This window comes from Allosphingosinicella sp., from assembly GCF_046295735.1.
Lineage (GTDB): Bacteria > Pseudomonadota > Alphaproteobacteria > Sphingomonadales > Sphingomonadaceae > Allosphingosinicella.
This window is the reverse complement of sequence record NZ_JBKBMQ010000016.1, coordinates 23,799-37,508: the sequence shown is the minus strand read 5'-3', so window position 1 is coordinate 37,508 and position 13,710 is coordinate 23,799. Positions and strand designations below refer to the sequence as shown.

The 13,710-nt window shown below is 65.5% G+C and carries 11 protein-coding genes; 9 read left to right on the top strand and 2 right to left on the bottom strand.

Annotated features, from left to right (window positions below; all coding sequences use genetic code 11):
• Positions 1-3 precede the first annotated feature (3 nt).
• From ACK4K7_RS14220 to ACK4K7_RS14180, 9 genes are read left to right on the top strand one after another with little or no spacing between them, the layout of a single operon-like run.
• Positions 4-399 carry a type-F conjugative transfer system protein TrbI gene (locus ACK4K7_RS14220; RefSeq protein WP_431866992.1) on the top strand — a complete coding sequence of 132 codons (396 nt, stop codon included), beginning with the start codon at positions 4-6 and terminating at the stop codon, positions 397-399.
• A complete protein-coding gene (locus ACK4K7_RS14215; RefSeq protein WP_431866990.1) occupies positions 386-904 on the top strand; it encodes a S26 family signal peptidase in 519 nt (172 codons plus the stop codon). Before ACK4K7_RS14220 ends, ACK4K7_RS14215 begins: the two co-directional genes overlap by 14 nt.
• Complete coding sequence (gene traW, locus ACK4K7_RS14210) at positions 901-1,548, top strand: type-F conjugative transfer system protein TraW (protein WP_431866988.1); 648 nt, start codon at positions 901-903, stop codon at positions 1,546-1,548. The genes ACK4K7_RS14215 and traW overlap by 4 nt, the downstream gene beginning before the upstream one ends.
• On the top strand, positions 1,545-2,570 hold the full coding sequence (traU, locus tag ACK4K7_RS14205) for a conjugal transfer pilus assembly protein TraU (protein ID WP_431866986.1): 1,026 nt from the start codon (positions 1,545-1,547) through the stop codon (positions 2,568-2,570). The genes traW and traU overlap by 4 nt, the downstream gene beginning before the upstream one ends.
• Positions 2,567-3,331, top strand: a complete 765-nt coding sequence (gene trbC, locus ACK4K7_RS14200; RefSeq protein ID WP_431866984.1) for a type-F conjugative transfer system pilin assembly protein TrbC — start codon at positions 2,567-2,569, stop codon at positions 3,329-3,331. The genes traU and trbC overlap by 4 nt, the downstream gene beginning before the upstream one ends.
• Positions 3,328-5,091: a conjugal transfer protein TraN gene (locus tag ACK4K7_RS14195; RefSeq protein ID WP_431866983.1), complete on the top strand. Its 1,764-nt coding sequence runs from the start codon at positions 3,328-3,330 to the stop codon at positions 5,089-5,091. Before trbC ends, ACK4K7_RS14195 begins: the two co-directional genes overlap by 4 nt.
• On the top strand, positions 5,072-5,905 hold the full coding sequence (locus tag ACK4K7_RS14190) for a conjugal transfer protein TraF (protein ID WP_431866981.1): 834 nt from the start codon (positions 5,072-5,074) through the stop codon (positions 5,903-5,905). Before ACK4K7_RS14195 ends, ACK4K7_RS14190 begins: the two co-directional genes overlap by 20 nt.
• 1 nt (position 5,906) lies before the next feature.
• Complete coding sequence (locus ACK4K7_RS14185) at positions 5,907-7,331, top strand: conjugal transfer protein TraH (RefSeq protein ID WP_431866979.1); 1,425 nt, start codon at positions 5,907-5,909, stop codon at positions 7,329-7,331.
• Positions 7,332-7,367: 36 nt separating this feature from the next.
• Positions 7,368-10,070 (top strand): conjugal transfer protein TraG N-terminal domain-containing protein, encoded by a 2,703-nt coding sequence (locus ACK4K7_RS14180; protein WP_431866978.1) that lies wholly within the window; start codon positions 7,368-7,370, stop codon positions 10,068-10,070.
• A 12-nt stretch (positions 10,071-10,082) separates the two neighbouring features.
• On the opposite strand, the gene ACK4K7_RS14175 is transcribed toward ACK4K7_RS14180, so the two are convergent.
• Both ACK4K7_RS14175 and ACK4K7_RS14170 read right to left on the bottom strand, forming a co-directional pair.
• On the bottom strand, positions 10,083-10,313 hold the full coding sequence (locus ACK4K7_RS14175) for a hypothetical protein (RefSeq protein WP_431866977.1): 231 nt from the start codon (positions 10,311-10,313) through the stop codon (positions 10,083-10,085).
• 93 nt (positions 10,314-10,406) lie between these two features.
• Positions 10,407-13,703, bottom strand: a complete 3,297-nt coding sequence (locus ACK4K7_RS14170; protein ID WP_431866975.1) for a DUF499 domain-containing protein — start codon at positions 13,701-13,703, stop codon at positions 10,407-10,409.
• Positions 13,704-13,710: the final 7 nt, after the last annotated feature.

Genomic DNA, 13,710 nt, shown 5'->3' with positions numbered 1-13,710 from the left:
ATATTGGCAACGCCAGTCCTGCCGAAGGGTCGCTTCGGCGTCAGCCTGACGGGAATCGCGCTCGCGCTGAGCATGGTCGGCTCCACGCTCTGGGGCCTGTGGGCAACCGACAAGTTGCTCGCGCTCGAGAAGCGCGAGGTCGTCACCGTCCAGCTGAGCGGCATCATGGGCGACTTCGTCGAAGCCGAAGCGCGCGCCGGGCGGACCCCTGAGGAAACCCGCCAGCGGGTCCAGGCCTATCTCAAGGCGGTCGAGGCTTCGGTCGGCCAGCTCTCGCGCGAAGGCCGCACTGTCCTCGTCGCCGAAGCGGTCGTGGCGGGCAGCACCCCCGATTTCACCGAAGCGGTGCGCGCCGACGTCGCGCGCCGGATGGGAGCCTCTCCCGATGCGCGCCGCTGACACGCGTCCTTCGGCATGGCCGCGCCTCGCGCTGTGGGGCGGCCTCGGCGCAGCGGCGCTGGCGCTCAGCTCGCTGTCCGCATTCGCGCGCGACCACGCGCTGATGATCAACGCGAGCCCCAGCCTGCCCTACTGGGCGGTCTGGCTGACCCGCGGCGCCGTGCCGCAGCGCGGTGACATCATCCTGTTCGATCCGCCGGCCTCGCCGCTGCTCGTGAAGCACTTCGGCAGCGAGCCGAAGCCGTTCGGCAAGCGGGTGAGCGGGGTGCCGGGGGACGTCGTGACCGAACGGAGCCGCGCCTTCTTCGTCAATGGGCGGCTGGTCGCTAGGGCGAAGCCGCGGAGCCGGCTCGGCGAGCCGCTGGCGCTCGGTCCGACCGGCACCGTTCCCCGGGGCTGCTACTTCGTCACCACCGAGCACAAGGACGGCTTCGACAGCCGCTACGCGGCGATCGGCTGGATCTGTGCGCCGCGCATCCTTGGCGTGGGGAGGCCGATCCTGTGAACCGGACCATCCTCATCGTCGGGCCGCTCCTCGCCTGGCTTGGCACAGCCACTCCGGCGCTCGCCCGCGACTACGGCCAGCAGGGCACCGTCTGGCCGATCGTGGAGCCTGATCTGCTCGCGCAGATTCACGCCCGGCTGACCCGGCTCGAAAAAACTGGGGAGACAGCGCGGCTCAACCAAGAGCTGAAGCGCCGCACAATCGCGCGCGTCAACCGGCCCGAGCCGGTTGCCGGCGTCGACCCGGCCTCGGCAACGCGCAGCTGGCGCTTCGATCCGACGATCACCGTCGAGCGCAACATTGCCGACGACAAGGGCCGGGTGATTATTGCCGCGGGCACGCGGGTCAATCCGCTCGACACCGTGCCGCTGCGCGCACCGCTCGTGTTCCTCGACGGCGACGATCCGGCGCAGCTTGCCTGGGCGACGCGCCGCTTCGCAGCGACGCGGGCGAAGCTGATCCTCGTGCGCGGCGCGCCGCTCGAGCTGATGAAGGCCCGCCAGCGCCGGTTCTACTTCGACCAGGGCGGCAGCCTCGTGAAGCACTTCGGCATCCGCGCGGTTCCCGCGACGGTCGAGCAGGAGGGCCGCATCCTCCTGGTCACCGAAGAGGCGATTGAGCCGCAGAAGGGCAAGGCGTCATGACCCGCAAGGACCTCCATTCCCGCATCGGCGCCTTGTTCCTGCTGCTGGCCGGGAGCCTGCTCGCCGCCAGCCCTGCGCAGGCGGAGGCCGGACCCGGGCGCTGCACCGGCAAGTTCGTCAACCCGATCACCGACATCTGCTGGTCGTGCCTGTTCCCGATCTCGGTCGGGGGTCTGAAGATCTGGCCCTCGGAGCGGCCCGACACCGACAATCCCGATTCCCCGGTCTGCCTGTGCGGCCTGAGGCCCGGGATCGCGATGGGCTTCTGGGAGCCGGTGCGGCTCGCCGATGTCAGCATGAAGCCGTGGTGCTTCGTCAACCTCGGCGGGATGAAGCTCGATCCCGGCTTCGACATCGGGTTCAAGACAATGGCCGGCCCGTCGGCGGTCGGCGGGGCGACGCAGTACAACTCACAGTGGCACGTCCACTGGTACGCCTATCCGCTGATCTACTGGATGGAGATCGTGGCCGACTTCCTGTGCCTCGAATCCGGCTCGGTCGACATTCTCTACATCACCGAGATCGACCCGCTGTGGCAGGACAGCGAGCTCACCGCGATCATCAACCCGGAGGCGGTGCTGTTCGGCAATCCGCTGGCACTCGCGGCCTGCGCCGCCGATTGCGTCGCGGCGACCGCGAAGCTGCCGACCGACGAGCTGTTCTGGTGCGCCGGCTGCCAGGGGACGATGTATCCGCTGAACGGCAATGTCTCGGCGACGATCGGCCATGTCCAGGCCTCGCGCCTCGCGCTCGCCCGCTTCTCGTACAAGCTCCACCGCGAGCTCGTCGCGTGGGGAACGATGGGCAGCAAGGGGCTGTGCGGCAAGTACCTGATGCCGGTGATGCGCAAGCAGCAATACCGCTTTCAGGCGACCAACCCCAATCCGCAGACGAAGGGCCGCTACGCCTGCGCGCCCATCGGCGCCTCCACCACCTTCATGTCGGCAGGCCAGGTCTATCCCGCCATCGGCGAGGACATGGGCTACCTGGTCTGGCGCAAACGGAACTGCTGCGCGCTATGAAGACGCTCCCCCATCTCCTCGCCATAGCCGCGCTCGCGGCCGCCGCCGCCTTCGCCGGCGCAGCGGCCCAGACCGCCGACCCAGACCTCGATCTCGAGACGATCCGCGCACGCGCCGCCGAGCAGGCCGGCGAAGCCGACGCGCTTGCGGCCAGAGCGCGCGCCCGCGCCGAGCAAGTGGCCGAGCAGGCGCGGACCAGCGCTGCCGACGCCCAGGCGCACGGCCGGCACTTCGCCGGCGAGGCTGCCAAGAGCGCGAGGCCCGATCCGGCGCGGACCTTCGATTTCGACCGGATGGTCGCCGATGCCGGCACGTTGGCGAGCGAAAGCATGGGTGAGGCCCCGCGCTTCATTGCCTTTGCGTCGCTGTCGATGCCGCCGGCTGCACTGCGCGCGATGATCCACGACGTCACCCGCGCGGGCGGGGTGATCGTCCTGCGCGGGCTGCCGCAGAACAGCGCGAAACTGCTGACGGCCGCGCTGTCGAAAGTCGTGCGGCCGGGCGAGGATCTGGCGAGCGTGGGGATCGATCCGCGCCTGTTCCGCGCGTTCGGCATCGAGGCGGTGCCGACCTATGTCGTCGCCGGCAGCGACTTCGACCTGTGCGATGGGTTCGACTGCACGACCGCCGTCCCGCCGCACGACCGCATGAGCGGCAATGTGAGCGCCGCCTACGCGCTCGAGACCTTTGCCCGCGGCGGCGGCCCCGGCGCGCTCATCGCCGCCCAGCATCTCGCCCGACTTGAAAGGCCGGCCTCATGAAACGGTTTCTGCTGCTCCCGCTGTCGCTCGCTTGCTCCTGCCTCCTGCCGGGCGGGGTCGCCCACGCCCAGACCACGACCGAGGCCGCCAAGGCGGACGGCAAGGCGTTCGGCCGCGAAAAGGCGGCCGACGCGCAGGAGGCGGCGACCTCCCGCCCTGACGCGGGCCGGGTTCCCAATTTCGGCGGCGTGCCGAGCCAGTCCGATTACTTCGATGATCCCGACCGCATGAGCCGGGAGGCCGCGAGCCAGGCAAGCTCGAGCACCGGCTATCGCACGATGCGCGACTCGATGGACCGGCGCGCGCGGTTCGCCCCGCAGGATCTCGACGCGGTGATCGCCCGCAGCAAGGCGTTAGCCAGGGATCCGCTCGCCTATACCAGCGGGATGGCGATCGGCGGCTCGCAGGGCCGCTGCGTCCCGCTGCCGGCCGGCACCGGGAGCGCCGGACGCTACATGGCGACCTGCAACACGGGTTACACCGCCAGCCAGGAGACGCGCAGCTGCCGTGTCGCGCTCGACGTCACCTTCGAGCAGCGGGCGACCTACCGGTACTATGCCGAGGTCCCGTTCCACACCGGGCTCGCACCTCCGATTAACCAGTTCTCCGCGGCGCTCGGCAACGGCACCTGCCAGAACGTCGGCACGGCGGACGGATGCCAGGTCGTGCGGCACTACGGTCTCAGACCGAGCAGCCGGTGCGGGCTCTATCGCTTCGACATTCTCCAGTGCAGCGCGCCGGTCGCCGGGCTGACCGGCAATACGCACCCCGCAACGGGCCAGCTCTGGTTCGCCGAGACGGTCACCCGGATCCCGACGACCACGCGCAACGAGAGCGGCTGCACCTCCCTCGCCGCCGGCGGCACTTGCCAGCCAGATGGAGAGATCTGCACCGACAGCGATCCCGTGACACGCATCGTCGATGGCGTGGCGGTCACCCAGCCCTGCTGGGCCTGGACGCGCAGCTACACCTGCGCGCAGTTCACTAAGGCGCAGGATTGCGAGGCCCTGGAAAGCACGGCGGGTTGCACGCTCGTGCGCGAGGACTGCCTGACCGACGAGCCCTGCCGGACCTGGGAGCGGGTCTATGACTGTCCCGTCCCGGACCAGCCCGCCAGCGCCAACCAATTCATCTGCGATGGCGACGTCTACTGCATCGACGGCTCGTGCGAGACGATCCAGCGCGAGGCCAATGACGAGTTCAAGGATGCGGCCGTCGCGCTGAACGCGATGAACCAGGCGCGGCGCGAGTTCGACTCCGACACGCTCACCCTGTTCCGCGGCACGCGCAACACCTGCTCGTCCAAGGTCTTCGGGGCGCTCAACTGCTGCCGGGGCAAGGGATTTCCGCTCATCCCGGGCATCCAGCTGCTCATGGCGCTGGGTTGCAGCCGCGAGGAAGCGCTGCTCCACCAGCGCGATGCCCAGGGCCTGTGCGCCTATGTCGGCAGCTATTGCTCGGACAGCTTCCTCGGCGTCTGCCTGACCAAGAAGAAGGTCTATTGCTGCTTCGAGTCCAAGCTGTCGCGGATCCTGCAGGAGCAGGGCCGCCGGCAACTGAACAAGCCTTGGGGCAAGCCGAAGACGGAGCAGTGCCTCGGCTTCACGATCGACGAGTTCGCCAGGCTCGACCTCTCGAAGATGGACTTCAGCGAGGTCTATGCCGAGTTCACCGACGCCGCCCGCCTGCCCGACGAGCTGCAGGCCGCCACCGAAATCCAGCAGAAGATCGAGGACTATTATGCCCGCGCACGCCAATAGGCCCGCCCGGCGGCTTCCGGCCGCCTGCCTCACGCTGGCCATCCTCCTGACGACAGCTGCACCGGGCCGCGCCCAGGAGCCGCCGCTCGTCGCGACCGGCGACGGCCAGGACAGCTTCTACTGCGAGAAGCGCCGGCTCGGTTACTGGTTCTACTGCACCAGGCCCCGGCCGGCCGAAACGCCCGAGCCCGCGCCGCCGCCGCCGGCGAGCGCGACCAGCCAGCTCGATGCGATCACCGCGCAGCTGCGCGAGCTCAAGGCCAAGGCGATCCTCGAACCGACGCCGGCCAACGTCACCGCCTATATCCGCTTCCAGCGCGAGCAGCTCGATCGCGCGTCGTTGTTCAGCGATGTCTGGCAGCGGGCGATCTGGCAGGACCCCGAGCTCGACTACACGCTGCAGCGGCCCGTCTCGACGCTCGGCAAGATGCAGTGGCAGGACACGCGCAGCGCCGAGCGGAACGCCGTCATGGCGCAGCTCGGGGCGCGCTACGGACTGTTCTACTTCTTCGCGCAGAGCTGCGGCGCCTGCGAGGTGATGTCGCCGATCGTGCAGTCGGTCGCGTCGACCTGGCACATCGCGGTCCGCGCGATCTCGACCGACGGCGGGCCGTCGCGCCATTTCCCCAACTACACCGTCGAGACCAACCAGCGCACCCGCATGGGCCTCGAGGCGAAGGTGACGCCGGCCGTCGTGCTCTGGGATGCCCTCAAAGGGCAGGCCATACCGATCGGCTACGGCGTCATGTCGGCCGACGAGCTCCAGGACCGCATCTATCTCCTCACATCGAAGGAAGCCGGACGTGACTACTAGGATGAAGCGCATGCTCGCCACGCTGCTGGCGATCACCCTCCCGGTCGCCTCGGCGCAGGCCGACGTCGGCAGCTCGATGGACGCCTTCCTGAAGGACGTGGGCGGCGCCTCGAACATCAACGGACCGACCGCGTTCGAGGGCCAGTCCGCCGGCTATTACAGCCTGGGCAACGTCTGGACGCGCTTTCCGCAGAAGACGACGAACATCGCCAACCTGCAGCTGCCGCGCGCGCGCGCGGGCTGCGGCGGCATCGACATCTTCGCCGGCTCCTTCAGCTTCATCAACGCGAGCGAGCTCGTCGCGATGCTCAAGGCCGTCGCCAACAATGCGGTGGGGTTCGCCTTCAGCCTGGCGATCGACACCGTCTGCCCCGAGTGCTCGAAGATCATGCAGGAGTTCAGCCAGAAGGCTCAGCTCATGAACAATCTCAACATCAACAGCTGCGAGCTCGCGCAGGGGCTGGTCGGCGGCGTCTGGCCCAAGGGCGACCTTGCCGACAAGGCGATCTGCGAGGCGATCGGCAATTCCGAGGGCATCTTCACAGACTATGCCGCCGCCAAGCACGGCTGCGGCACCAAGGGCCAGCGCGCCAGCACGACCGCGCAGGGCGATGGCGAGTATGCCGACGTCAACCCCGCGGTGGCGCGCAACTACACTTGGACCATCCTCAAGAAGTCGGCCTTCTTCTCGCCGAACGGCACCTTCGATCGCGAGCTCGCCGAATATGCGATGACGCTGATCGGCACGATCATCTACGTGCCGCCGAAGGACGACGAGGCGGGCAAATTCGTGCCTTTCGCCGGCGATTCGTCCTCGACGCTGGTGACCGCACTGCTCGACGGCACGGCCGGCAGCACCGTCAAGGTCTTCGACTGCGACGAGACCGACCAGTGCCTCAATCCCACCTTCAAGACCCTCAGCGTCCCGGCATCCAAGGCGCTGCGCCCGCGCGTCGCCGCGCTGATTGCCGGCATGGTCCAGGCGATCCGCGATGACACGGCGATCACGGAGGGGCAGAAGGAGCTGCTGCAGGTGGCCTCGGTGCCGCTTTACAAGATCCTCACGGTGCAGGCCGCCTACGGTCGCGGCATGCCGACCGACGATCGCGAGACGCTTGCCGAGATTGCCAGCGTCGACCTCCTGTTCGCGGTGCTCGACCGGATCGTCAGCGAAACCGGTCGCTCGATGTCGAGCTTCATCGGCGCCGACGAAGCCAAGATCGCGATCTGGCAGGGCCAGGTGAACACGGTCCGCCAGGCGCTCGCCGACCGGCAGGCCAACACGCACCTCAAGGTCAATGCGATCATGCAGATCATCGAGAAGACCGCGTTCATCGAGAACGTGCTCGCCGCCTCGCTGTCGCCGGGCATGGCCGCCTCGCTCGACTGGTCGCGCGGCGTCCAGACCCGTGCCCTGACACACTGAGCCACACCAGCGCGGCACAAGGCGGGAGCCAGGGATATGGTCGAGATTTTCACGGTCGGCGGCGGGGACTATCTCGTCAACGTCTTCCAGGCCGTCGCGGCCTGGACCGGCAACGGCGGCTACAAGAGCCTGATCCAGGTCGTGCTGGTGATGGGGCTCGGGCTTTCCGCGCTGACGCTGGCGTTCAACCAGGACTGGCGCGCGTGGATCAACTGGTTCCTTGGCGCCACGCTGATCTACTCGTGCCTGATGGTGCCGCGGCTCGACGTCCATGTTACCGATCGCCTCAATCCCGGCCTCGCCCCCGCCAACGTTAGCAACGTGCCGCTCGGGCTTGCGCTGATGGCGAGCTTCACCAGCCAGGTCGGCGACTATCTGACCGGGTCGGCCGAGGTGGTGTTCGGCCTGCCGGGCGACCTCAACTATTCGAAGAACGGGATGATCTACGGCGCGCGACTCTACGACGCCACCCGGTCCTTGCGCATCTCGGATCCGGAGTTCGCCGCCAACCTCGACGAGCACTTCCGACAGTGCGTGTTCTACGACGTGCTGCTCGGCCGCTATTCGATGAAGCAGCTCGCCGAGACCAACGACATCTGGACTACCATCGCGCCGGGCAGCCAGGCCCGCGCGCAGCGCTTCCTCACGCGCGATGCCTCGTCGGGGCAGGTCAGCTCGAGCATCGTCACATGTCGCGAAGCCTACGCGGCGCTGAACGCCCAGTGGGCCGGGTTGATCGACGGCATGGGAACGGTCTTCGGGCGGCAACTCTACCCGAACCAGACCGCCGCGCTCGCCAAGGCCAAGCTGTTCGCCGACCTGCCGGTGGCTTACCAGTACCTCGCCGGCGTCTCGGCCAACGCGACCGACATCTTCAAGCAGACGCTTACCATCAACGCGATGAGCCAGGCGATGCACTCGATGTCCGGCAGCAGCGGGGCCGGGAATGTCGATGTCTATGCGCAGACCCGCGCCGACATCCAGACCGAGCGGACCTACGGCTCGATCGCCAGCAACGCGATGAAGTGGGTGCCGCTGCTCAACGTCGTGCTGACCGTGCTGTTCTACGCGCTTTTCCCGGTCCTCTTCCCGCTGTTCCTGATGCCCAAGACCGGCCCGCTCGCGCTGAAAGGCTACGTCACCGGCTTCTTCTATCTCGCCGCATGGGGTCCGCTGTTCGTGATCCTGCATATGATGCTGATGGCGAAGGGTGCAGCCGACATGACCGCGGTCGCGGGCGCCAACGGCCTCAGCCTCGCCAGCTTCACCGGCATGGCTGATGTGAACAGCGACATCGGCACTCTTGCCGGCTACCTCATAGCCTCGGTCCCGTTCCTCGCCGGCGGCGTCGCAAAGGGGGCGATGGCGATCTCGCACCACGCGACGAGCTACCTCAACCCGAGCCAGAATGCGGCCGAGGAAGCCGCGCGCGAGGCGAGCACCGGCAACGTCGCGCTCGGCAATACCAGCTTCGAGAATTCGAGTGTGCTCACCCGACAGTTCGCGCAAGGCACGATCGCCCCGAGCTTCACCTATGGCGCCGGCCAGACCCGGACTTTCAGCGACACCGGTTCGATGACTACGAGCCTCGCCGAGGCCAGCTACGACCAGCTTCCGAACTCGAGCTACCCGTTCACGCCCACGCTCGGGCAGGAATTCACGTCGCGGCTATCAACGATGGCGTCGCAGGCCCGCTCCAACAGCGAAACCTATGCCAACATCGCCACGGCATCGACGACCAGCGCCGTCACCAGGTTCCGCGAGCTCCGCGACCAGTTCAGCCGCGGCAGCAGCTTCGAGACTGCCACTGGCCAATCGAACTCGGGCAGCATCCAGACGGCCTTCAGCGAAGTCGACCAGGCCTCCACCAACCTGCAGCGCCAGTTCGGCCTGTCCCGGCGTGCGGCGGACGATATCAGCACCGCTTGGTTCCTCAGTGGTGAAGCGGGTGTGAAGGCAGGTGGAGATGCCGGTCTTCTGTCCGGAAGCGTCGGAGCAAGGGGAGGCGGCAGCCGTACATGGACAGATAGCGATATCGGCATCGCTTCCGAAGACCGCTCGCGGATCATGGGCAGTCTCCAGCAGATGTCGGACAGCCGAAACTGGTCGAGCACTCGAGACGAGTTTGTCCGATCGGTGAGCACCTCCTCGAGCTCGTCTATCTCGACCACAGCGAGCGGCATGAACGCTTCTCTGACCGAGGCGCAAAGCTACAGCCGAGAGGCCCGGCGTGCCGAGGAACTGGCGAACCGGTTAGAGACCCAGGCGTCGTTCTTTGAAGGAAACAGCGCGGCCGGGAGCCTGAACCTATCCCAAGCCTATCGTGAGTGGGGTCTGGCCGAGATCGAGCGGAACCGGGATTTCTATGGAAGCGTTCGTTTCGACGACGTGGCGTTCCAGCTCAGCCCAGAAGGCCAGGCGCTGCAAGCCAAGTTCATCGAGAGCTACGCTGAACAGCTTCGCGACGGGATTGAGGATCGTCTGGTGCTTGCGCCCGGACAGACTGTGTCCCGACCGAACGTGGATGATGCCGACGCAGTTCGAAGCCGAGCCTCCGTCGGAGGGACTATCCCCTCGGTGGTGCCACAAATGAACGCCAGTGGCATTCGGGATGAGATCGAACGGGTTCAGTCGGCCGGCCGGCAGCGCATTGACGAGCAAAGGGATCGTCTGGATGCGGTGACGAAGGACGCTCGCGGCGCAAGCGCCGAAGCAGCCGACGAGATCAAGGAATGGTGATTTAGAGTTAGATCACCACAGTCCAAGGGACGCGGCGATTAGATATGCGAACACCGTGAGGATCACGAGCGAACCCACGATGGTAAGCTTCCTCGCCAAAGGGTCGGCCCAGGATTTCCTGATCCGGTATTCCGTCAGCCGGTTTTCGCGAATTGCCTGATCGACCTCGGATAGGCCTTCCCACTTCTGGGATCGCTTAGGCTCGGCGCTTTCAAAGTCGAACTGGGTCATCAGGGCGTTCATGTCGTATCCCCTCGGAACATAGCAGAAACGGGCGTAAGAAACAGGAAAATCTGCGCCCATTCCGATAAGCTATCTCCCCTCCCGGCGCGATTCTCACTCCAGCGATTTGTCGACGAATCCCAGGGTGTTTGCATTCTCCACCAGCGTCCGGACCTTGGCACGATCCAGCCCAGTCGGAACCTCGGCATCGATCTCCAACCTGAGCTTGACCGAACTGCCGGGAAGAGTTGTCAGCTGCTCGACAATCGCCTCGACAATCTGATGCATGTCTCTCGCCGGCCGTTCCGGGGAGATCATCACGGTCCCCAGGAACCGGGTCGGCTTTCTTTCGGTAACCGATGGTTCGGGAGCTCCGCCAATCTGCTGCACTTCAGTGCCTGGAGCCTTCTCGCCGGGTTGTTCGGGAGCGCCTGAGGGTTCTGGTTGGGCCGGGGCCGGCCGATGCGCTTCGGCGACGTCGGGTTTGATGATGACGCTGTCGCTATCGATGACAACCGCTGCGTTAACAGCTCGCTCGATCGCCAAGCCGAGATAGGTGTCCGTCTTTTCGTCCCATCGCTCGGCATATGCGAAGGGCCCAGGCAACATACCTGTTACCGCTGACTGAACGGCCTTTACGAGAACCTCCTGGTTCTTCAGGCGCGGCAAGTAGACATAACGATTGAGATATTCTCGCAAGTCCTTGAGTGAGAGGTGCGGCTTACCGTTCCAGATGTATTTCTGGAGATCGCGATCGAGGCGGGTTGGCCCGAGCTCGGTTAGCAGACCCTCCTCGGCCAGAAGCTTCTTGCTTGCTCTGACAAGCAAGCCATCCTGCGCAGGAATCTTGCCTGAGACCCATTCCACATCTGCCTGCGCGCTTTCTTGCGCAGGGTAATGGAGATAGCACCACGCTTCCTTGAGACGGGTTTTCACCGTCTCGTTGGCTTCCGCTAGCTTTGCCTTGGCGAGGGCGCTGTCACTCTGCGTGAGATTAAGCCGGTCAGTGTCGCGGACGATCTCGCCCCAGGCCAACGCGGAACGAACAGCATCCTTCAAATTGTCGAGCTGGCGCGCGTCCGCGGAAATGAACACCAGCATGTTGCGGTAGACGCGCGGCGTAGTGCCGCGCTGCATCAGGATGTCCTTCGCCTCCACCAGGGCCTCGGACCCATCCCGGCCGTTATGTGGGTGTGCGACACCCAGGACGACGGCGCGAACGCCTCCAGCCTCGTCAGGCACTTCGGCGGACGTCGCAGGGGCAACTTGCACCGCGTCGAAGTGACCGCGATCGGCGAGACCATTCACATACTTCGTCAGCTCATTGTCGATGGTCATGAGTACGAGCGCGTTCTCGATCTGCGCTGCGCGGTCGGTCGCGATCCGATTGAGGCTCGCCGACATTGAATACCAATACCGGCCAAGGTCGGCGTGCATGAACTTTGCCTGGTTGGTCAGCCGCCGAAGCGCATCCCCGAAGATCGCGGGTCGTTCACCGGGCTGAACTACGCCCAGATTAATCTGCTTGTCGTCGAGGCCTGTGTTTTGCTGTTGATGAGTTGGCGCGGTTCCCATGAAGATCGCGCGCGCCACGCGACGAGTTGCGGAATAGCGGTTCAGGTTCGGTGCCGACTGGTCGACCTTGTACGGGGTTGACGCTGTCCCATCGACGTCGCCAGCGATGATCGACTGCCAGCTCACGTCCAGATAATGGAGCAGTTCCGGTTCGACCCGCGGCGAACTCACGGCAATGCTGCCCGGCATGATCATCACTGACGGGTCGCCGTTCATCCAGAGCTCGTGGATTGCCTGCGCCATCAACCGCAGCACACCGCGGGTGCGCTGAAACTTTTCGAGTGACCCCCAGCTCGTGTAAAGCTGGTCGAACAGCTCGGGATGAATCGGATAAGCCTTCTCGAGCTTGCGGCGATAGTCTTCGTCGGCGCAGCCCTGCGGGAAATCGTTGGCGTTTTCGCGATAGAGCTTCGCAAATTGCTTCAGCGTGTTGTCGCGGTGATGGAACTTGTCTCCCGGGATTTCCTTGAACAGCCGACGCCGGACGATCTCGTAGCTTTCCTCCTGGCTCGCCGGACGCCATGATGATTCCACGCGGCTAAAGGTCTGCTTGAGGCGCGCCAGAGCCTCCTGACCACCTTCACCGCCGACTTCGATCTGCGATGCTGGCAGAGAGGCGACGAGCAGGGTTCCCGGGCTGGATTTGACTGCCTCCGTCAGCGACTGCACGAAGGACAGGTTCGCATCGAACGAACCGGACGGCAGGCCTTCGACCTTGTAGATCTGCCGTAGGTAGGCGACCCACTCGTCGATCAGGATCAGGCAGGGCGCGCACTTCTTGAAGATTGCTTCGAGCAGGTGCGATCCAGGCGCGATGCCGTTCGCGTCATTCTCGGCGATCATATTGAACGCCTCGGCGCCTCCAAGTTGCCAAGCCAACTCACCCCAAGTCGTGCGGATCTTCCGGCCGCCATCGGCATTGAGAACGTCTTGCGGTCCCCGAGAGGTGCCGACGAGCACGGCGCGATTGATGCCCGAGGGAACACTCAGCCCATTCTCGTCAAGCAATCGGTCGAGGCCCGAGAGGTCCTGAACCGGAGCCGGCCCCGCCATATGATAGAGCGCGAGCATTGAGTGCGTCTTGCCGCCGCCGAAATTCGTTTGCAGCTCGACGACAGGATCGCCGCCCCTGCCGGAGAGGCGCTTGGCCGCGCCGACCAACAGCGAGCTAAGGCCCTCCGTCAAATAGGTCCGGCTGAAGAATTGCTTCGGATCGCGATACTCGGCCGGCGCGCTCCCTGAGTGGACCTTGGCTAGATCGGCCGCGAATTCAGCCTGCTGGAACTCGCCCGTGGCGACGTCGGGGTGAGGCTCGACCACCTCGCGCCAGGGAAGCAGCCCGGCCACCGTCTCGACGGAGATCTCGAGGCGCTGGGTTTTTCGGCGCTCCTCGTTGCGCTGAAGCTCGGTGAACTTCGTCCGCAATATTGTGTCGCGCATCTTCGACAGCTGCTCGGCCGTCTCGCCGGCACTGATCGCTTCCATCAGTCGACGCATGGAATCGAGCGCGCGCTCGGCATCGTCGTAGCTGAAATTCTCATTGTGCGAGAGCTTGTTTCGTACGTCGAGGAGTTCGGACACGTACGAGCGCTCAGGATGGCCGAGGACGGTGGCAAACGCGTCCTTCCAAAATGCCATCATTGTTTTCAGCAGTCCCTGCTGATCCCACCCCACTTCGCCGGCGGAGTTCGGCTTCAGCCCTTGGACACGCTGGACGACTTCCAGCTGCCAATGGCCCTTGAGCGAGCTTTCCAGCCGCTTTTCCACAAATGGAATGAGCGCAGCTGGAAGCAACTCCATTCCTTCGAAAACATGCTGACGCGTACTCTTGGCCACGTTCCGT

Bases quoted from the DNA above. Each gene is read 5' to 3' on its own strand.
- ACK4K7_RS14215 (WP_431866990.1), top strand. From the start codon at position 386: ATGCGCGCCGCTGACACGCGTCCTTCGGCATGGCCGCGCCTCGCGCTG.
- traU (WP_431866986.1), top strand. From the start codon at position 1,545: ATGACCCGCAAGGACCTCCATTCCCGCATCGGCGCCTTGTTCCTGCTG.
- trbC (WP_431866984.1), top strand. From the start codon at position 2,567: ATGAAGACGCTCCCCCATCTCCTCGCCATAGCCGCGCTCGCGGCCGCC.
- ACK4K7_RS14195 (WP_431866983.1), top strand. From the start codon at position 3,328: ATGAAACGGTTTCTGCTGCTCCCGCTGTCGCTCGCTTGCTCCTGCCTC.
- ACK4K7_RS14190 (WP_431866981.1), top strand. From the start codon at position 5,072: ATGCCCGCGCACGCCAATAGGCCCGCCCGGCGGCTTCCGGCCGCCTGC.
- ACK4K7_RS14185 (WP_431866979.1), top strand. From the start codon at position 5,907: ATGAAGCGCATGCTCGCCACGCTGCTGGCGATCACCCTCCCGGTCGCC.
- ACK4K7_RS14180 (WP_431866978.1), top strand. From the start codon at position 7,368: ATGGTCGAGATTTTCACGGTCGGCGGCGGGGACTATCTCGTCAACGTC.
- ACK4K7_RS14175 (WP_431866977.1), bottom strand. From the start codon at position 10,313: ATGAACGCCCTGATGACCCAGTTCGACTTTGAAAGCGCCGAGCCTAAG.